General features: G+C 73.3%; 19 protein-coding genes. 8 read left to right on the top strand and 11 right to left on the bottom strand.

Annotation, left to right across the window (positions count from 1 at the left end; all coding sequences use genetic code 11):
* The first annotated feature begins 6 nt into the window (after window positions 1–6).
* Window positions 7–1,056, top strand: coding sequence for a polysaccharide deacetylase family protein (locus QFZ64_RS33530; RefSeq protein ID WP_307071237.1), 1,050 nt, complete (start codon window positions 7–9; stop codon window positions 1,054–1,056).
* Between the two features lie 113 nt (window positions 1,057–1,169).
* Window positions 1,170–2,018 (top strand): Cof-type HAD-IIB family hydrolase, encoded by an 849-nt coding sequence (locus tag QFZ64_RS33525; protein ID WP_307071236.1) that lies wholly within the window; start codon window positions 1,170–1,172, stop codon window positions 2,016–2,018.
* Window positions 2,019–2,090: 72 nt separating this feature from the next.
* On the opposite strand, the gene QFZ64_RS33520 is transcribed toward QFZ64_RS33525, so the two are convergent.
* Both QFZ64_RS33520 and QFZ64_RS33515 read right to left on the bottom strand, forming a co-directional pair.
* Window positions 2,091–2,966: an SGNH/GDSL hydrolase family protein gene (locus tag QFZ64_RS33520; RefSeq protein WP_307071235.1), complete on the bottom strand. Its 876-nt coding sequence runs from the start codon at window positions 2,964–2,966 to the stop codon at window positions 2,091–2,093.
* A 429-nt stretch (window positions 2,967–3,395) separates the two neighbouring features.
* On the bottom strand, window positions 3,396–5,042 hold the full coding sequence (locus tag QFZ64_RS33515; RefSeq protein WP_307071234.1) for a SpoIIE family protein phosphatase: 1,647 nt from the start codon (window positions 5,040–5,042) through the stop codon (window positions 3,396–3,398).
* 386 nt (window positions 5,043–5,428) lie between these two features.
* Between QFZ64_RS33515 and QFZ64_RS33510 the strand changes: the two genes are divergently transcribed.
* Complete coding sequence (locus QFZ64_RS33510) at window positions 5,429–5,632, top strand: cold-shock protein (protein ID WP_030379203.1); 204 nt, start codon at window positions 5,429–5,431, stop codon at window positions 5,630–5,632.
* Window positions 5,633–5,853: 221 nt separating this feature from the next.
* On the top strand, window positions 5,854–7,380 hold the full coding sequence (locus tag QFZ64_RS33505; RefSeq protein ID WP_307071233.1) for a DEAD/DEAH box helicase: 1,527 nt from the start codon (window positions 5,854–5,856) through the stop codon (window positions 7,378–7,380).
* 210 nt (window positions 7,381–7,590) lie between these two features.
* Here the strand turns inward: QFZ64_RS33505 and QFZ64_RS33500 are convergent, their stop codons facing one another.
* The 8 genes from QFZ64_RS33500 to paaA all read right to left on the bottom strand — a co-directional run bounded on the left by QFZ64_RS33500 (window position 7,591) and on the right by paaA (window position 13,855).
* Window positions 7,591–8,841: a cation:proton antiporter gene (locus QFZ64_RS33500; protein ID WP_307071232.1), complete on the bottom strand. Its 1,251-nt coding sequence runs from the start codon at window positions 8,839–8,841 to the stop codon at window positions 7,591–7,593.
* A gap of 6 nt (window positions 8,842–8,847) precedes the next feature.
* Window positions 8,848–9,360: a cation:proton antiporter regulatory subunit gene (locus tag QFZ64_RS33495; protein WP_307071231.1), complete on the bottom strand. Its 513-nt coding sequence runs from the start codon at window positions 9,358–9,360 to the stop codon at window positions 8,848–8,850.
* Window positions 9,361–9,528: 168 nt separating this feature from the next.
* Window positions 9,529–9,741: a hypothetical protein gene (locus tag QFZ64_RS33490; RefSeq protein ID WP_307071230.1), complete on the bottom strand. Its 213-nt coding sequence runs from the start codon at window positions 9,739–9,741 to the stop codon at window positions 9,529–9,531.
* A 224-nt stretch (window positions 9,742–9,965) separates the two neighbouring features.
* Window positions 9,966–11,123 carry a 1,2-phenylacetyl-CoA epoxidase subunit PaaE gene (paaE, locus tag QFZ64_RS33485; protein WP_307071229.1) on the bottom strand — a complete coding sequence of 386 codons (1,158 nt, stop codon included), beginning with the start codon at window positions 11,121–11,123 and terminating at the stop codon, window positions 9,966–9,968.
* Window positions 11,123–11,599, bottom strand: a complete 477-nt coding sequence (paaD, locus tag QFZ64_RS33480) for a 1,2-phenylacetyl-CoA epoxidase subunit PaaD (RefSeq protein WP_307071961.1) — start codon at window positions 11,597–11,599, stop codon at window positions 11,123–11,125. Before paaD ends, paaE begins: the two co-directional genes overlap by 1 nt.
* Before the next feature lie 95 nt (window positions 11,600–11,694).
* Window positions 11,695–12,543 carry a 1,2-phenylacetyl-CoA epoxidase subunit PaaC gene (gene paaC, locus QFZ64_RS33475; protein ID WP_307071228.1) on the bottom strand — a complete coding sequence of 283 codons (849 nt, stop codon included), beginning with the start codon at window positions 12,541–12,543 and terminating at the stop codon, window positions 11,695–11,697.
* Between the two features lie 23 nt (window positions 12,544–12,566).
* A complete protein-coding gene (gene paaB / locus QFZ64_RS33470; RefSeq protein WP_307071227.1) occupies window positions 12,567–12,869 on the bottom strand; it encodes a 1,2-phenylacetyl-CoA epoxidase subunit PaaB in 303 nt (100 codons plus the stop codon).
* Window positions 12,866–13,855: a 1,2-phenylacetyl-CoA epoxidase subunit PaaA gene (gene paaA, locus QFZ64_RS33465; protein ID WP_307071226.1), complete on the bottom strand. Its 990-nt coding sequence runs from the start codon at window positions 13,853–13,855 to the stop codon at window positions 12,866–12,868. The genes paaB and paaA overlap by 4 nt, the downstream gene beginning before the upstream one ends.
* A 318-nt stretch (window positions 13,856–14,173) precedes the next feature.
* Between paaA and paaI the strand changes: the two genes are divergently transcribed.
* Together paaI and paaK are read left to right on the top strand one after the other, a co-directional pair.
* Window positions 14,174–14,599 (top strand): hydroxyphenylacetyl-CoA thioesterase PaaI, encoded by a 426-nt coding sequence (gene paaI, locus QFZ64_RS33460; RefSeq protein WP_307071960.1) that lies wholly within the window; start codon window positions 14,174–14,176, stop codon window positions 14,597–14,599.
* Between the two features lie 11 nt (window positions 14,600–14,610).
* Complete coding sequence (gene paaK, locus QFZ64_RS33455; protein WP_307071225.1) at window positions 14,611–15,957, top strand: phenylacetate--CoA ligase PaaK; 1,347 nt, start codon at window positions 14,611–14,613, stop codon at window positions 15,955–15,957.
* A gap of 48 nt (window positions 15,958–16,005) precedes the next feature.
* On the opposite strand, the gene QFZ64_RS33450 is transcribed toward paaK, so the two are convergent.
* Window positions 16,006–16,473, bottom strand: a complete 468-nt coding sequence (locus QFZ64_RS33450; RefSeq protein WP_307071224.1) for an ATP-binding protein — start codon at window positions 16,471–16,473, stop codon at window positions 16,006–16,008.
* A 159-nt stretch (window positions 16,474–16,632) separates the two neighbouring features.
* Between QFZ64_RS33450 and QFZ64_RS33445 the strand changes: the two genes are divergently transcribed.
* A complete protein-coding gene (locus QFZ64_RS33445) occupies window positions 16,633–17,607 on the top strand; it encodes a hypothetical protein (protein ID WP_307071223.1) in 975 nt (324 codons plus the stop codon).
* A 253-nt stretch (window positions 17,608–17,860) separates the two neighbouring features.
* Window positions 17,861–18,946: a Ku protein gene (locus QFZ64_RS33440; protein WP_307071222.1), complete on the top strand. Its 1,086-nt coding sequence runs from the start codon at window positions 17,861–17,863 to the stop codon at window positions 18,944–18,946.
* The last annotated feature ends 51 nt before the right edge of the window (window positions 18,947–18,997 follow it).

The raw sequence follows: 18,997 nt of genomic DNA, 5'->3' as shown, positions 1-18,997 counted from the left end.
GGCCCCATGAGAACCACCGAGACCGCCAGAGCCGGCAGCGCCGACAGGGTCACGGCACGACCGGCGTTGCGTTCCCTGGTCGCCAGGGCTGCGGTCGTCGCGCTGGCCGTGGCGGGCACGGCGGTCGTCGACGCGGCTCCGTCGCAGGCCGCCCCGGCGGCGACCTGCAACGGGTACGTCGGACTCACCTTCGACGACGGCCCGTCCAACGACCACACACCGGCCGTGCTCAACGCCCTGAAGCAGAACGGGCTGCGGGCCACCATGTTCAACGAGGGCCAGTACGCGGCCTCGTACCCGTCCCAGGTGCAGGCCGAGATCAACGCCGGCATGTGGGTGGGCAACCACAGCTACACCCACCCGCATCTCGTCCAGCAGAGCCAGTCGGCGATCGACTCGGAGGTGGGCCGGACCCAGCAGGCCATCGCGAACGCCGGTGGCGGTACGCCCAAGCTGTTCCGGCCCCCCTACGGGGAGACCAACTCCACCCTGAAGTCGGTCGAGGCGAAGTACGGGCTGACCGAGGTCATCTGGGACGTCGACTCACAGGACTGGAACGGGGCGAGCACCGACGCGATCGTGCAGGCGGTGAACCGGCTCGGCAACGGGCAGGTCATCCTCATGCACGAGTGGCCCGCCAACACCCTCGCGGCCATCCCGCGCATCGCGCAGACGCTGGCCTCCAAAGGGCTGTGCGCCGGCATGATCTCCCCGTCCACCGGCCGGGCGGTCGCTCCTGACGGGGGCGGCTCGGGCGGCGGTGGCGGAGGAGGTGGTGGCGGTGGGAACGGCGGTTGCACCGCCACCCTGTCCGCCGGCGACAAGTGGAGCGACCGCTACAACCTGAACGTCGCGGTGAGCGGCTCCAGCAACTGGACCGTCACCATGAACGTCCCCTCCCCCGCGAAGATCCTCTCCACCTGGAACATCAGCGCCTCCTACCCCAGCTCCCAGGTACTGACCGCGAAACCCAACGGCAGCGGCAACAACTGGGGCGTCACCATCCAGACCAACGGCAACTGGACCTGGCCGACGGTCACCTGCTCCACGTCCTGACCCCCCGGGCTCCGCGCAAGACCGCTTGCGCGGAGCCCCCGACACCCCTCGGCGACCTGCGAAAACACCCCTCACTACACTGGAGGACCGCACACCCCCCATTCAGGACATCCATGAACTCCCCGCACCACCGACCGTCCCCGCTGTCGCCCACCGGGCCCGACATCCGGCTCGTCGTCACCGACATGGACGGCACCCTGCTGGACGGCGACGGCCGCATACCCGACGGCTTCTGGCCGCTGCTGAACCGGATGGAGCGGCGCGGCATCGTCTTCTGTCCCGCCAGCGGACGCCAGTACGCCACCCTGCGGGAGCAGTTCCGGAGGGCTGCCGCCGGCACGGTCTTCATCGCCGAGAACGGCACCTACGTCGTCCAGGACGGCCGTGAGCTCAGCTCCGACGTGCTGGACCGGGGCATCGTCACCGACGCCGTCGGCACGGTGCGGGAGCTGTCCGCACAGGGGGTCGACACCGGCACGGTCGTGTGCGGGAAGAGGTCCGCCTACGTCGAGCGCACCGACGCCGCCTTCCTCGCCGAGGTACGCACCTACTACGCGCGGCTCGAACTGGTCGAGGACGTCACCGCCGTCGACGACGACCTCATCAAGCTCGCCTTCTACGACTTCGGCCGGGCCGAGGAGGGCCTGGCACCGGCGCTGAAGCCGTACGGCCTCACCCACCAGGTCGTGCTCTCCGGCGAGCACTGGGTCGACGTGATGAACCCGACCGCGAACAAGGGCGCCGCCGTGCGCGGTCTCCAGCGCCGGCTCGGCATCACGCCGGACCAGACGGTGGTGTTCGGGGACTACCTCAACGACCTGGAGATGATGGACACGGCGACCTGGTCCTTCGCCATGGCCAACGCCCACCCCGAGATCAAGCTGCGCGCCCGCCACCACTCACCGGCGCACACCGAGAGCGGCGTGGTCACCGCCCTCGCCTCCCTGTTGGGCCGGGACTGACTCCGACCGGTCGAGGGCGAGGAGGTGGCCCGCCGCCGGCGTGGCACGGCGGCGGGCCACCGGTCGGTGGGATCAGCCCAGACCGAGGGCCGTCATCGTCTGCTCGGCCATCGCGCGCTCACCGCGGGCGTTGGGGTGGACGGGGACGACGTTGGTGCCGAACAGGAGCGGCTCGATCCAGCGGCTGGCGCTCGACGCGCAGGCGTCGTGTCCGTCGGAGGTCTTCGAGAAGTCGACGAAGCCGGCGCCGGTCTCCCGGGCGGCACGCTGGATGACCGTGTTCAGATGCGCCTGGAGGGTGCGCAGGTAGGGCACGTCACCGGAGGCGATGGGCATCTTCACGAAGCACGAACCGTCGGCGGCGGCCGGCATGATCCAGGGGTAACCGAGCACGGCGACCCGGGCGTTCGGCGCCTTGTCGCGGATCGCCCGCAGGGCGGCCTTGACGGCCGGGTAGGTGGTGTCGTCGATCTGGTCGTCGAACGTGCTGCCGTACAGCGTCTCGCAGGGGTGGCCGTGTCCGAGGGTGGCCAGACCGGCGGTGCCACAGGCCAGCATGGCGCCGACGAAGGTGTTGTTGTCGTTGCCGCCGATGGTGAGGGTGACCAGGCGGGTGTCGCTCTTCACCGCGTCGAGCTGGGCGGGGACGCCGGGGTACTGGGCCTCGGTGATGTCACCGGTCTCGGCGGCGCCGCAGGTGACGTCGGTGAGCGCGGCGCCGGTGCGTTCGGCGACGACATGCGGGTAGTTCAGCGTGGAGCGCAGGCAGAGCAGGGGTGCGGACAGGTCGGCGGGCAGCACGCCGGATCCGGCGCTGTAACTGTCACCGAGGGCGACGTACGGCAGGGGTGTCGCGGCGTGGGCGCCGGGTGCGGCCAGGCCGAGCGCCAGTGCGCTCACGGCGGTGGCGGCGGCCGTCAGGGCTCGGCGCAGTGCACGTCTGGGCATTCTGCTGTCTCCTCGGAGTCGGGCATGCCGGATGCGGGCACGGCGGTGCCCGGCGGCTTACGGGTGGGGAACTCTGCGGCTCGGAAGGGGCCGGCGGCGGCGTGGGCGCGGGGACGCTCCGTGCACCGTCGGGGAGAAGGGGGAGGGGTGGTGCGGTTACCGAACGGTTCTACCGAGAAGTAATGTGCGCCTTGTTCGACTGGGCGTCAACAACGTCGACACGACTTCTTGAATCCGCCACCACGAGGGCGCGCCGACCACCGTTCCGACGCGGCACCCCACCGCGCGCCCGGCCCTGCCCCCCATCACACACGCGCCATGCCCGCCCTCTCGGCCACGCCGTGACGGCGCGTCAGGGCGAGACAGGTACGGCGGCGGGCGTTCGACGGACGTTCGGGCGAGCGGCTCGATCCGAGACCGCCGCGCTCCTCACCGTGCGCGGCGGGCGAGGAGGAGGGCGATGTCGTCCGCGTTCCCGGCGGGGTCGGCGACGGCGGTGAGCAGGTGGTCGGCGAGTGTCTCGAGCGGTGCGGGCGCGGAGGCCAGGCACCGCAGCAGCGCCGTCTTGCCCACCAGTATGTCGTCCGTCCGGGACTCCACCAGGCCGTCGGTGCACAGCACCATGGTGGCGCCCGCCTCGAACGGGATGCGGGTGCTGGGACATTCCTCCTCGGGGAAGGGTCCCAGCGGCATGCCCCCGGGCACGGGGTACCAGGCGCAGCGCCCGTCCGCGTGCCGCACCAGCGGGCCGAGGTGCCCGGCGCGGACGATCTCGGCCTCGCCGGCCGCGGGGTCGAGGACGGCGAGGGTGCAGGTGGCGAACCGGTCGGTGCCGAGCTCGGCGAGGAAGCGTCCGGCCCGGCTCAGCGCGGCCTGCGCCGAGTGCCCCTCGGCGAGATAGGCGCGCAGTGCCGTGCGCAACTGGCCCATCACGGCGGCGGCGTGCACGTCGTGCCCCTGGACGTCCCCGATGACCAGGGCCGTACGGCCCCGGGACAGGCGCAGGGCGTCGTACCAGTCGCCGCCGACCTCGTGCGCGAAAGGCGCGGGGCGGTAGCGGGCGGCGAGGGTGAGCGCGGGTGTCTGCGGCAGTTTGGCCGGCAGCATGCTGGTCTGCAGCCCGGCGGCCATCTCCCGGGTGCGGTCGTAGAGCAGGGCGCGCTGCAGCGACTGGGCGATGGTGCCGCTGAGCGCGAGCAGCAGGGTGCGCACCTGCGGCGAGAAGCCGCCGCCCTCGGAGACCAGGCCGACCGCGCCGAAGGTACGGCCCTCGGCGGTCAGCGGCAGCATGGCGTAGCCGGCGCTGTCGTGCGCGGGCAGCAGGCTGCGGAGCTGCGGGTAGTGGTCGAGCAGCCCGGCATGGTCGAGGAAGACGGGGCGGCCCGTGCGGATCGTCTCGCTCAGCGGCAGCGAGTCCTCCAGCCGGCTCATGCGCAGGGCGCGGACCACGGAGGCCGGGAAGCCCCGGAAGGCCAGCAGCAGCACATGGCCGTGGTCCTCGCAGCAGATGGCGACGCTCTTGACCGTCGCGGGGCCGAGCAGCCCCGCCCGTACGAGTGCCTCGGTGACCTCCTCGACGGTGGCGGCCTGCGTGAGCGTGGTGGTGAGTTGCTGCACCATGTCGGCGTGGCGGGCGCCAGTGGGGTCCGCCACCTGGGACTCGCGGGCCTCCACGTCGGGGCGGGCGTCACGTACGACGCCCACCACGCGCAACAGCCCTCCGTCGGCGTCACGCACCGTCCGGCCCTGGGCGTGGGTCCACCGGATGTCGCCGTCGGAATGGCGGATCCGGAAGTAGACGCTGAAGGCCGTCCGCCGGGCCAGCACGCGCCGCGCCTCGGCGAACAGCCGGGGCATGTCCTGGGCCAGCACCCGCGCGGCGAGCAGCTCCGGGTGCCGCTCGCACTCCTCACGGGTCATACCGAGCACGGCCAGCGCCGTGGCGTCGCAGTGCAGCCGGCCCGCCGGCGGCTCCCACACGACCCCGCCGATCCCGACGAGCGCGGGCACACCGGCGACGGCCGTCCCCGCACCGTCGCCGAGGCCGCCTCCACCGTCGACTCCCATTCCGGACATCTCTGCCATTCTCCGCCTATGGCGCCGGAGGGCACCTCGGCGCGAGGCCGACGCCGCACCGCACGGCTCTCCCGGCCCGGGCCGGGCGCACCTCCGAAGACACCCGGGAGGCACTCCGAAGACACTCCCAGGACACCCCGGAACACTCCCCTCCCTGGTCGGGGGTGGCGTCCGGCCGTGATTGTGCTACCGTTGACGTTGTTGCAGTTTTGGTTACCAGAGGCTTCGAGTGCTCTTCCGACCTTTGTCGACGGGCACTTTTTTCGTTTCCGGGGCCTTCGGATTTCATTTCATCCGGGGTCTTCCGAGTCTTCGGTCGGGTAAATCGTCGCTGCGGCGCCGGTCCGCACACGCGGTTCCGGGCACTGCCCCAAAGGAGATTCAACATGGCATCTGGCACCGTGAAGTGGTTCAACTCGGAAAAGGGTTTTGGCTTCATCGAGCAGGACGGTGGCGGCGCCGACGTCTTCGCCCACTACTCGAACATCGCCACCTCCGGCTTCCGTGAGCTTCAGGAGGGCCAGAAGGTGACCTTCGACGTCACGCAGGGCCAGAAGGGCCCGCAGGCCGAGAACATCGTTCCTGCCTGACGCCGCGGCGTTCTGAACGGCTGGGACCCGCACTCCAGGGGTGCGGGTCCCAGCCCGTTGTATGTCTTCAGCTCATTTGCTCGACCCCATCTCCGTCGGCGTCCGTCCGACGTCTCTTCGGCTCAGTCTTGCGATTCCCCCACGGCCGGTCACCGGCCGGCCGACGGCACCCCCGGTGCCGCGGGAATTCCTCGATACGTGCCGCATCGAGGAAGGCCCGCATGAATCGTCCTGCCCATTCCGACAACCGTTCCGCCCGGAACCGCCGCCCCCGCCCCCAGCGGGCGGGCGGGCAGCAGGGTTCCGGAGCTCCTCAGCGTTCGGGGGGCCAGGGCTCCGGCCGCGGTGGCCGCGGCGGACGTGCCTCCGCCGTGCACGGTGAGTTCGCGCTGCCGACGACCGTCACCCCGGCGCTGCCGGCGGTCGAGTCGTTCGCCGAGCTGGACCTGCCCGCACGGCTGCTGACCACTCTCGACACGCAGGGCATGTCCGCGCCCTTCCCGATCCAGGCCGCGACGCTGCCGAACTCGCTGGCCGGACGCGACGTCCTGGGCCGCGGGCGGACGGGGTCGGGCAAGACCCTCGCCTTCGGGCTCGCCCTGCTGGCCCGTACGCACGGGCAGCGGGCCGAGCCGCGGCAGCCGCTGGCCCTCGTCCTGGTCCCCACCCGCGAGCTGGCCCAGCAGGTCACGGCCGCCCTCACCCCGTACGCCCGGGCCCTCGGCCTGCGGCTCACCACGGTGGTCGGCGGCGTGTCGCTCGGCCGGCAGGCGAGCGCGCTGCGCGGCGGGGCCGAGGTCGTCGTCGCCACTCCCGGCCGGCTCAAGGACCTCATCGACCGTGACGACTGCCGGCTGGACAGTGTCGCGATCACCGTTCTGGACGAGGCCGACCAGATGACCGACATGGGGTTCATGCCCCAGGTCACCGCGCTGCTCGACCGAACCCGCCCGGACGGCCAGCGGCTGCTGTTCTCCGCGACCCTCGACCGCAACGTCGACCGGCTCGTGCGGCGCTACCTGAACGACCCGGTGGTCCACTCCGTGGACCCCGCGGCGGGCGCGGTCACCACGATGGAGCACCACGTGCTGCACGTCGACGACGACGACAAGCACGCCACCACGGCGCGGATCGCCGCCCGCGACGGGCGCGTGATCATGTTCCTCGACACCAAGCACGCGGCCGACCGGCTGGCCAAGAAGCTGCTGGCGGTCGGGGTGCGCGCGGCGGCGCTGCACGGCGGGAAGTCGCAGTCCCAGCGCACCCGGACGCTGGCCCAGTTCAAGGACGGCAACGTCACCGCGCTGATCGCGACGAACGTCGCGGCCCGCGGCATCCACGTCGACGACCTGGATCTCGTCGTCAACGTCGACCCGCCGGGCGACCACAAGGACTATCTGCACCGGGGCGGGCGTACGGCGCGCGCGGGCGAGTCCGGCACGGTGGTCACCCTGGTGCTCCCGCACCAGCGGCGGGAGATGACCCGGCTGATGGCTGACGCGGGCATCACGCCGCGGACGACCCGGGTGCGGGCGGACGAGCCCGTGGAGGCGGACTGGGAGCGGATCACCGGCGCGCGCGAGCCGTCGGGTGTCCCGGTCGTCGTCGCGGCGCCCGCCGCGACGGAGGAGCGCCGGCGCGGGGCCGCGCCGCGGCGCGGCCGCCGCGGCGGCACGGGCCGCGGCCGTCCCAACCCCGGCTCGGGCTCCGCCTCCGGGTCGGGTGCCCGGGGCGGCCGGCGCGGCTGAATCGCGCGGACCTCGCTCGGGTCTCGCGCCGGACACGGCGCGAGGGAGTCCTGAGGTGTCTGCCGTCCGGCGGCGCGGGTACACCGCGACGTGCCGCCCGGCGAGCCGCGCCCCTGACACGCGGAACGGCCCCGTGCCCCCTTCGGGGGTACGGGGCCGTTCCGCGTCCTTGCGGTGCCCGCGCACGCGGGCGCGTGCCACCGCGGGACGTCAGGGGCGGGCCGCCGTGTCCTCGGACGCGTCGAGCGCCTCGCGGGGAGGCGCACCGCCCGGGCCCGCGTCGCTGCTGCCGGCCGGGGTGCGCCCCCGCCTCGTCAGTCTCAAGGCGACCGGCTCCGTGAAGCGTGCCGTCAGCGGGCCGACGACCACCAGGATCAGGACGTACGCCGTGGTCAGCGGTCCCAGCGACGGTTCGATGCCGGCGGTCACCGCGAGCCCGGCGATGACGATGGAGAACTCGCCGCGCGCGACCAACGTGCCGCCCGCCCGCCAGCGCGCCCCCGCCGAGACCCCGGCCCGCTTCGCGGCCCAGTGCCCCGTCGCGATCTTCGTCAGCGCGGTGACCAGGGCCAGCGCGAGGGCCGGCAGCAGCACCGGCGGGATGCTGGTGGGGTCGGTGTGCAGGCCGAAGAAGACGAAGAAGACCGCGGCGAACAGGTCCCGAAGCGGCGCCAGCAGATGGTGCGCGCCCTCGGCCACCTCCCCCGACAGCGCGATGCCCACGAGGAACGCGCCCACCGCGGCGGACACCTGGAGCTGCTGCGCCAGACCGGCGATCACCAGGGTGAGCCCGAGTACCACCAGCAGCAGCTTCTCCGGGTCGTCGCTGGAGACGAAGCGGGAGATCAGCCGCCCGTACCGCACGACGAGGACCAGGACCAGTCCGGCGACGCCGAGGGCGATCGCCAGGGTGAGGCTGCCGGCCGCGAGCCCGGAACCGGCGAGCAGCGCGGTGACGATGGGCAGGTAGACGGCCATCGAGAGGTCCTCGAGGACGAGGATGCTCAGGATCGTCGGTGTCTCGCGGTTGCCGAGCCGCCCGAGGTCGCCGAGCACCTTGGCGATGACCCCGGAGGAGGAGACCCAGGTGACCCCGGCGAGCACCACCACGGCCACCGGCCCCCAGCCGAGGAGCAGGGCGGCGACGGCGCCCGGCAGCGCGTTGAGCGCGGCGTCGACGAGACCGGCGGGGTAGTGCGTCTTGAGGTTGGAGACCAGGTCGCTGGCCGTGTATTCGAGGCCGAGCATGAGCAGCAGCAGGATGACGCCGATCTCGGCGCCGATCGCCACGAACTCCTCGCTGGCGCCCAGGGGCAGCAGCCCGCCCTGGCCGAACGCGAGGCCGGCCAGCAGGTAGAGCGGGATGGGCGAGAACTGGAAGCGGGCGGCGAACCGGCCGAGGAGACCGAGGCCGAGGATGATGCTGCCGAACTCGATGAGGAAGACGGGGGAAGAGTGCACAGGCGCTCACTCCCGTCCGAGTATGGCTGCGGCGGCGTCGACCCCTTCGCGGGTGCCGATCATGATGAGGATGTCTCCGCCCGCCAGCCGGAAGTCCGGGGTGGGTGACGGGATCGCCTCGGCCAGGCGCAGTACGGCGACGATCGAGACGCCGGTCTCGGTGCGCATCCGGGTGTCGCCCAGCAGCCGCCCGTTCCAGTGCGAGGTGGCCGCGAGTTCGATGCGCTCCGCGACCAGTCCGAGTTCGGTGGTGGAGAGCAGGCTGGGGCTCTGGTGGGCGGGGCGCAGGGCGTCGATGAGCGCCTCCGCCTCGCTCGCGGTGAGCCGCGCCGACAGGGCGCAGGCATCGGGGTCGTCGGTGCGGTAGGCGCTCAGGGTCCGGGCGCCGTCGCGGTGGGCCACCACGGAGAGCCGACGCCTCTCCCGCGTCGTCAGGTCGTACCGCACGCCGATTCCCGGCAACGGCGTACTGCTCAGGCGTGGAACGCTCACCGCTGACCCCCTCCTTGTTTTTGCCATCTCTTGGCGCAACCTTGGTCGACAGTCTACCGAAGCGATCACGCCTCGGTGTGCATGTACCTGCCAGGTGCGCGGACGAGGCGGCACGGCGAGGCCCCGGAGGGTCGCTCCGGGGCCTGCGAGGGTGTGACGGATGTGGCCGTAAGCCGTCGGTTCACTCCGGGGCGGTCACCGGGCGGTCACCGGCGTCTCCTCGCGCGAGGTCTCCTCCGGGTGGAGCTCCGGCGGCTCCTGGCCCAGCCCCCGGGTGAGGACGCACAGGTGGACGATGCCAAGGGCCAGCCAGGCCAGGCCGAGCAGGACGGCGGTGTGGCTGAGCTTGGTGAGCAGGTAGACGTCGGCCACGGCGCCGAGGACCAGGAGGACGGCGTGGGAGAACACCGGCCGGTGGTGGCCCGAGCGCGCAAGCTGCTGTTCGGCGACGTCGTCAACTGGCTGCGGGGCAGGTCCGGCCGGACGGTCTCCTACGTCCTGGACGCCCTGGTCCCCGGGTGCCGGCCACGCTGCTCGCGGGGGCGGCGCTCACGCTGGGGGGTGGGGCGACGGGGGGGTTGGGGCGGCGGGGGGGGCGAAGAGAACCCCCGCCGCCCCCCTGCCCGCCCGCCTCAGCCGTCGTAATCCACCGTCAGCGCCTCCGTCACCGGATAGCTCTGGCACGTCAGGACATACCCGGCGTCCACCTCCGCCGGCTCCAGCGCGTAGTTGCGCCGCATGTCCACCTCCCCCGCCACGACCCGCGCCCGGCAGGTCCCGCAGACGCCCCCCTTGCAGGCGAACGGCAGATCGGGCCGCACCCTGCTCGCGGAGTCCAGGACGGCCGCCCCGCGGGGCAGCACGGAGGTGGTGGCCCTGCCGTCCAGGACGACGGTGACCCGGCTGACGGGGCCGTCGACGGGCGCCTCCTCGTGCCGCGCGGTACGCACCGGCTCGTCGTCCGCGTAGAACAGCTCCTGGTGGACCCGCTCCCCGGGCACGCCTAGCCCGGCCAGCACCTCCCGGGCGTCGCGCACCATGCCGTGCGGGCCGCACAGCCACCAGTGGCCGGCACCCTCCACGTCGACCAGGGCCTCGACGAGCGTGCCGAGCCGTCCGGCGTCCAGACGGCCGGAGAACAGTTCGGCCTCGCGCGGCTCCCGGGAGAGGACGTGGGCGAGCTGGAAGCGGGTGGGGTACAGGTCCTTCAGGTCGGCCAGCTCGTCCGCGAACATCACCGAACCGGTGCGGCGGTTGCCGTAGAAGAGCGTGACGCGGGAGCGGGTGTCGGCGGCGAGGACCGACTCCACGATGGACAGCATCGGGGTGATGCCGGACCCGGCGGCGATCAGCACATGGTGGGCGGGGACGGTCAGGTCGGGGGTGAAGGCGCCGGTGGGGGTCATCACCTCGATCGTGTCCCCGGGCCGGACCTCGTGGACCAGCCAGGAGGAGAACAGTCCCCCGGCCACCTCGCGCACTCCGATGCGCGGCGCGCTCCCGGCGGGGGCGCAGAGCGAGTACGAGCGCCGCTCGTCGCGCCCGTCGACGTGGCGGCGCAGGGTGAGGGACTGGCCGGGCTCGAACGCGAACTCCCCGGTCAGTTCCCCGGGCACCTCGAAGCCGATGGCGACCGCGTCCTCGCACAGTCGTTCCACCGAGGCGACACGCAGCGGGTGGAAGACCGGCCGGCGTCGGGGGCGGCGGGCGGCGGGGTCCGTGGCGGCCGCGGGGGTCGTCGTGGCCTCGGGGGTCGTCGTGGCCGCGTCGCGGGCGAGCACGTCGTCCATCAGATCTCCTTGAAGTGCTCGAACGGCTCGCGGCAGTCGAGGCAGCGCCGCAGCGCCTTGCACGAGGTGGAGCCGAAGCGGGAGGTCTCCTCGGTGCGCGCCGAGCCGCAGCGGGGGCAGGGCACCGCGCGCCGCGTCGGGGACAGGGTGAGCGGTACGGGGCCGGCGGCGGAGCGGGGGGCCGGGCCGGGCGGGGCGATGCCGTGCGCGGCGAGTTTGCGGCGGCCCTCGGGGGTGATCCAGTCGGTGGTCCAGGGCGGGTCGAGGACCGTGCGGACCTGGACCCGCGGGTGTCCGGCGGCGCGCAGCCGGGCGGCGACCTCGGCCCGCATCTCGGCCATGGCCGGGCAGCCGGAGTAGGTGGGGGTGAGGTCCGCGACGACCGTGCCGTCGTCCCGCACGCGCACGTCGCGCAGGACGCCCAGGTCGGCGAGGGTGAGCATGGGCAGTTCGGGGTCCGGCACCCTGGCGGCGATCCGCCGGGCGTCGGCCGCGGTGCTGCTGGGCGTGGTGCTGCCGGTCGTGGTGCCGCCGGGACCGGTGCTTCCGGTCGGTGGGACGGTCCGCACGGTCACCACGCGGCTTCCGGGTGGGCGCGGGCCACGCTCTGCAGTTCGGCGAGGAGCGGGGTGAGGTGCGCGGTGTGCGTGCCGTCGCGGCCGGCGCCGGGGAGGGCGGCCCCCGCGGGCATCGTCAGTCCGGCTGCCCCGGTGACCTGTGCGAGCACGGCGGTGACCTCCTCGCGTACGTCGCAGGCGGCGAAGAGTTCCTCCAGGTACGGGGCGACCGTGTCCAGCGCGGCCCGCGTCCGGCGGTGGGACTCCTCGGTGCCGTCCCCGAGCCGGACGGCCCACTCGGCGGCGTACTGCCGGTGGTAGGCCAGCTCCCTGGTGCCCTTGGCGGCGACGGCGGCGAGCACCGGGTCGGGCGAGCCGGTGAGCCGTTGGAACTCGGCGAGCCGCCAACTGGAGAGCACGAGCAGCCGCACGATCGTGAACGCGAAGTCGCCGCGCGGGAGTTCGGCCAGGCGGACGTTGCGGAAGTCGGCGGCGTCACGGAAGTAGGCGTAGGCGTCCTCGCCGCGGCCGGTGCCGTCGACCTGGCCGCAGCGCGCGTACAGCAGCCGGGCCTGGCCGAGCAGGTCGAGCCCGATGTTGGCGAGCGCGACCTCCTCCTCCAGCTCCGGGGCGCGGGTGGTCCACTCGGCGAGCCGCTGGGCCGAGACCAGCGCGTCGTCGGCGAGGGACAGGCAGCGGGCGGCCAGCTCGGCGGTGTCGAGGCCGGCGGGCACGGCGGTGTCCACGCCGTGCAGCGGGTCCTCGAAGCCCGTGCCGAAGGCCCAGCGGGCGTCGCCCTCGCCGCCGTCGGCGCCCGCGCCCGGTCCCTGGGCCAGGGACAGGTAGACGTGGTCGTCGCTCATGCCCTGCTCCTCATGGGCTGCTCCTAGATGTGGGGGACGTCGTCGGGGATGTCGTAGAAGGTGGGGTGCCGGTAGACCTTGTCGGCGCTGGGGTCGAAGAACGGGTCCCGTTCGTCGCGGGTGGAGGTGGTGATGAGGTCGCTGCGCACCACCCAGATGCTCACGCCCTCGTTGCGCCGGGTGTACAGGTCGCGGGCGTGGGTGAGGGCCATCCGGTCGTCCGCCGCGTGCAGCGAGCCGACGTGCACGTGGTTGAGTCCGCGCTTGCCGCGCACGAAGACCTCGTACAGCGGCCAGTCGCCCCTGGGGGCCGTGGTGTCGCTCATGCCGCCGATCCTTCCCGGGTACGGGCCGCCTGCTTGGCGGCGTGGGCGGCCGCCGCCTCGCGCACCCAGGCGCCCTCGTCGTGGGCGGTGCGGCGGCGCTCCATGCGTTCGGCGTTGCACGGGCCGTCGCCCTTGATGACGCGGACCAGCTCGTCGAAGTCGGGGGTGCCGAAGTCGTACCGGCCGCGCTCGTCGTTCCAGCGCAGCTCCGGGTCGGGCAGGGTGACGCCGAGCGCGTCGGCCTGCGGGACCGTCATGTCGACGAACCGCTGCCGCAGTTCGTCGTTGCTGTGCCGTTTGATCTTCCAGGCCATGGACCGCGCGGAGTTGGGCGAGTTCTCGTCGGGCGGGCCGAACATCATCAGCGAGGGCCACCACCAGCGGTTCACGGCGTCCTGGACCATCTCGCGCTGGGCATCGGTGCCGCGCATCATCGTGCGCAGCAGTTCGTAGCCCTGCCGCTGATGGAAGGACTCCTCCTTGCAGACGCGGACCATGGCGCGCCCGTAGGGGCCGTAGGAGCTGCGGCACAGCGGGACCTGGTTGCAGATCGCCGCGCCGTCCACGAACCAGCCGATGACGCCGACGTCGGCGAAGCTGAGCGTGGGGTAGTTGAAGATCGACGAGTATTTCTGGCGGCCTTCGAGGAGCCGCTGGTTCAGCTCGGCCCGGTCCACGCCCAGGGTCTCGGCGGCGGAGTACAGATACAGGCCGTGCCCGGCCTCGTCCTGGACCTTGGCGAGCAGGATCGCCTTGCGGCGCAGCGAGGGGGCACGCGTGATCCAGGCGCCCTCGGGCTGCATCCCGATGATCTCCGAGTGCGCGTGCTGCGCGATCTGCCGGATCAGCGTCTTGCGGTAGCCGTCCGGCATCCAGTCGCGCGGCTCGATGCGCTGGTCGCGCGCGATCGTCGCCTCGAACCGTTCCTGGAGGTCCGCCGGCCCGGTGCCGCCCGGCGCCGGTGCGCCGGTCTCCGTCGTGGTCATCCGCCCGCCTTCCACCACGTGTCCTTGTCGCCCGCTCGTACGAACAGTGTCCACGCGTACCGTGCGCCCGTGCGCGCTTACGCCAACCGACCGTTCGTTCGGTCCATCTTACGGCGTGAACCCACGGTCCTGGCAAGGGCCGAAGGGTGTGCACCTCCCCCTTGACACCCTTCGGCACGGCTGGATTACATGACTGTGCCGCGCGGGACCGAATGGTCGGTCGGGCGCCCGGCCGGCGCCGGGCGGTCAACGGCGGCATGAAGTGGGTGACGGCAGGTGGCGCGAAACGCACAGGTGGGGCCTGATCCCGCCCGGACGATGTTCGAGGCGGACGAGGCCTCCCGTCGGCTCGGGATAGAGGTCGTCGAGTACGGGGAGGGCACCGCCGTCCTGCGTATGACGGTGACGGCGTCGATGGTCAACGGACACGGCATCGCGCACGGCGGCTACGTGTTCCTCCTCGCCGACTCGGCCTTCGCGTGCGCCTGCAACGGCGGGCCGGTGACCGTCGCGGCCGGGGCGGGCATCGACTTCGTGGCCCCGGCCCGGGAGGGCGACGTCCTCGTGGCCACCGCGCGGGAGCGCACCCGGTTCGGCCGCAGCGGCCTGTACGACGTGAGCGTCCGGCGCGGCGACGAGACGATCGCGGAGTTCCGCGGCCGCAGCCGCACGGTCGGCAGCACACGGGCGGACTCCCCGGGGAACACCGGGTCCGGCGCCCGCACGGCCCGCACGAAGGAGTGACCATTGTGACCATGGAGAGCGAAGCGCACATCCCGACGGCCGCCGGACCCCGGCGCGGCCTGCCGCTCCCGGCGGAACTGCGGGACGAGGCCGAGCGGATGTCCCCCGAGGAACTGCGCGCCCTCCAGCTCACCCGGCTGCGGGCCACCCTGCGGCACGCCTACGACCATGTGGAGCTCTACCGCCGGAAGTTCGACGGGGCCGGCGTCACCCCCGAGGACTGCCGTTCCCTGGAGGACATCGCGCGGTTCCCGTTCACCACCAAGGCCGATCTGCGCGACACGTACCCCTTCGGGATGTTCGCCGTCCCCATGGCCGACGTCCGCCGCGTCCACGCCTCCAGCGGCACCACCGGGCGCCCCACCGTCGTCGGCTACACCGAGCACGACCTGTCCGTCTGGGCGGACCTCGTCGCCCGCTCGATCCGCGCCGCCGGCGGCCGCCCCGGCCACAAGGTGCACATCTCCTACGGGTACGGCCTGTTCACCGGCGGTCTGGGCGCGCACTACGGCGCCGAGCGGGCCGGCTGCACCGTGATCCCCGCCTCGGGCGGGATGACCGCGCGCCAGGTGCAGATCATCCAGGACTTCCGGCCCGAGATCATCATGGTCACCCCCTCCTACATGCTCACCCTGCTCGACGAGTTCGAGCGCCAAGGCATCGACCCGCGTTCCACCTCCCTGCGTGTCGGCATCTTCGGCGCCGAGCCGTGGACCGAGGAGATGCGCCGTGAGATCGAGGAGCGGCTGGACCTGCACGCCGTGGACATATACGGGCTGTCGGAGGTGATGGGCCCGGGCATCGCCCAGGAGTGCGTGGAGACCAAGGACGGACTGCACGTGTGGGAGGACCACTTCCTGCCCGAGGTCGTCGACCCGGTGACGGACGAGGTGCGGGACATGGGCGGGGACGGCGAGCTGGTCCTCACCTCCCTCACCAAGGAGGCCCTCCCCGTGATCCGCTACCGCACCCGCGACCTCACCCGGCTGCTCCCGGGCACGGCCCGGCCGGCCTTCCGCCGCATCGAGAAGATCACCGGCCGCTGCGACGACATGCTCATCCTGCGCGGGGTGAACGTCTTCCCCAGCCAGATCGAGGAGATCGTGCTGCGCACCCCCGGGGTCGCCCCGCACTTCCAGCTCCGGCTGACCAGGCAGGGCCGCATGGATCACATGGCCGTCCAGGTCGAGGCCCGCCCAGGGACCCCGGCCGAGCAGCGCGAGGCGGCGGCGGGGGCCATCGCCCGGGGCATCAAGGACGGCGTGGGGCTGACGGTGGAGGTGACCGTCGTGGAACCGGAGACCCTGGAGCGTTCGGTGGGCAAGATCCGCCGGGTCCGGGACCTGCGCGAGCTGTGAGGTGGGCCGGAGGGCCGGCGCCTGCGGCGCCTACGGTGTCCACGGCGCCTACCGCACGCCGGGGTGCCCGAGGGGCTCGTCGGTCAGCGCGACCGACGCGATCGTCCGCTTGCCGACCGGCTCCCGGTGCACCTCGTAGCTCTGACACACGGCCATCACTATCTCCAGGCCGTGCTGGCCCACCCGGCCCGGGTCGGTCGCCTTGGCCACCGGGAGCACGGGTGCGCTGTCCCAGACGGCGATGTGCACCCGGTCGGCGTCCAGCCCGAGATCGACCAGGCAGGGCCCGGACGCGTACTTGCATGCGTTCGTCATCAGCTCGCTGACCACCAGCTGGGCCGCCCCGAGCGCGCGCTCCGTCACCGGTACGCCGTGTGCGGACCGCACGCGGACCAAAAAATCCCGGACCAGGTCACGCGCCCGTGCGATGTCTCCGGGAACGCCTTCGAGGGCCGCCGAGGCCCGCACCAGCCCGCCGTCCAGCAACTGCTCCTCTTTCCGGGCAGCCCCGTCCATCCGATCCGCCCTCTTCCTGAGCTCGACCGTCGTTCCCCACGCCGTCTACCCACAATCTAGGCGGGCACCAAGATTCGCCGCACCTCCCGTCCCCACCCGTGTCCCCTGCGCACGCCCGCCCGCATGCGGGACCGGCCGCCGCGGTGGAGGCTGAGACGCATGCGGGACAAGGGCGCGGGAGGCCGGGACGGCGGCCGGAGCGGGGTGGAACCGGCTCTCGACGAGTTGTACACCACGCCGCCGTCCGGTTTCGTCGCCCGGCGTACGGAACTGGCCGCGGCCGCGCGGGCCGACGGCCGCGGCGAGGACGCCCGTACGCTCCGAGCCGCGCGCCGCCCCACTAAGGCGGCCTGGGCGGCCAACCTGCTGCTGCGCGCCGAGCCGGAGGAGAGCCGGCGGCTCCTGGGGCTGGGGCGGTCTCTGCGTGAGGCCTACCGCGCGCTGGACGCCACCGGGCTCAAAGAGCTGTCCGCGCGGCGCCGGAGCGTCGTCGCCGCGTTGTCCGGGCAGGCCGCCCGGCATGCGGAGGAGGCCGGTCACCGGCTGTCGGACGCGGCACGGAGGGACGTCGAGGAGACCTTGCGCGCGGTGCTCGCCGACCCGGAGGCGGCCGACCGGTGGGCCGCCGGCCGGCTGGAACGGGGCCTCACCCCGCCTTCCGACTTCCCTTCCGACGGGGCACTTCTTGACGGTGCCGGGGCGTCCGACGGCGGTGGTGGGCGTGCGGAACGGCCGGCGGCTCCGTCGCGTCCGGCTTCCGCGTCCCCGCCCTCGGAGAAGGCGCCGGTCCGGGACGAGCTCGCCGAGCGGCGGCGTGCCCGGCAGGAGCGACTGGCCCGGGCGAGGGAGGCGGTGCGGCAGGCCGAGGAACGGCTGAGCGGCCGGCGGACGGAGGAGGCGGACACCGGTGCGGAGCTGGAGCGGACGGGGGAACGCCTCGACACGGCCCGGGAGCGGGTGGCCGGGGCCGAGCGGACGCTGCGGGAGGCGCGCGCGGAGCTGGAGCGGACCGAACGGGAGCGGCGGCACGCCGAGGAGAGGCACCGGGCGGCGGCCGACGCCCTCGGCGACGCCGAACGGGCGGGTCACCGGGCCGCACGGGAGCTGGAACGGGCGGACAGGGAGCCACGGTAGCGCCGCCGTGGGACGCGCCGCCGTGGGACGGCTCGCGGGGGGCCGCCGCACCCGCCGGGGTCGCGCGCGCCGGTCGCTGTGCGCGCCCGGATGCTGTGCGCGCCAGGGGCCGGCCTACTCCGCCCGGCACGCCGGACGCGCGACCCGTGGCGGGAGGTGCCAGCGTGGTCGGCAGCGGGGGCTCCGTCCGCCGCGCCACCGGGCGGGGCGGGCGCGGCGGGACGGAACCGGAACCGGAACGGAATGGTGGGCCATGGCACGCGCGATCTGGACCGGCGTGATCACCTTCGGGCTGGTGACGGTGCCGGTCGGCCTGTTCACGGCGACCGAGGACCACACCGTCCACTTCCACCAGTTGCAGCGCGGCACCACCGACCGGGTCCGCAACAAGCGGATCAACGAGCGCACCGGCGAGGACGTCGACACCGAGGACATCGTCAAGGGGTACGAGGTGGAGCGGGGCGAGTACGTCGTCGTGGGGCCCGACGAGCTCGACGAGGTCGCCCCCGGCCGTTCCCGCACCGTCGACATCACCGGCTTCGTGGATCTGGCCGAGATCGAGCCGGTCTACTTCGCCCGTACGTACTACGTCGCCCCGCGCGGTGAGCAGTACCTCAAGGTGTACGAGCTGCTGCGCGCGGCACTGGAACGGACCGGACGGGTGGGCGTCGCCACGTTCGTCATGCGCGGCAGGCAGTATCTGACGGCGCTGCGCGCGACGGAGCGGATCCTGGTGCTGCAGACGCTGCACTGGGCGGACGAGGTGCGCGACCCCGGCGAGGAACTGCCCGACCTGCCGTCCGAGCGGGCGGAGGGGGGCAAGGAGCTGGAGATGGCCGCGCAGCTCATCGAGACGCTCGGCGCCCCGTGGGACCCGGCGCTCTACCACGACACCTACCAGGAGAAGGTGCGCGAGCTGGTGCGCGCCAAGGCGGAGGGCCGGAAGGTCGCGGCCGAGGAGGGGGCGCCGGAGGCCACCGACGTCCCCGACCTCATGACGGCGTTGCAGGGCAGCATCGACCGCGCGGGCGGGCGCGCGCGGAAGGGGAGGACGGAGCACACAGGCCGCACGGCGGGGACGGCTCGCACGGGTGGGACGGGACGGGCGGAGCGCGACTCGCCGAAGGCGAAGCAACGCCGGGCGGCGCCGGCGAAGGCGTCGGAGGCGGGGCACGGGCGGCCGCCCGGCGGCACGTCCGACCTGCGGGAGCTGAGCAAGGCGGAGCTGTACCGGCGGGCCACGGACGAGGGAGTCGAGGGCCGTTCCCGGATGAGCCGCGACGACCTCGTCGAGGCACTGTCCCGGACCGGGGAGAGGCGCAAGAAGACCGCGGCCTGACGGGGCCGGGCGGGATCGGGAGTCCGGCATCAGGGACCCCGAACCCCGAAC

Origin of the sequence: Streptomyces sp. B3I8, assembly GCF_030816915.1 — a bacterium.
Lineage (GTDB): Bacteria > Actinomycetota > Actinomycetes > Streptomycetales > Streptomycetaceae > Streptomyces.
This window is presented reverse-complemented; position numbering and strand designations above follow the sequence as displayed.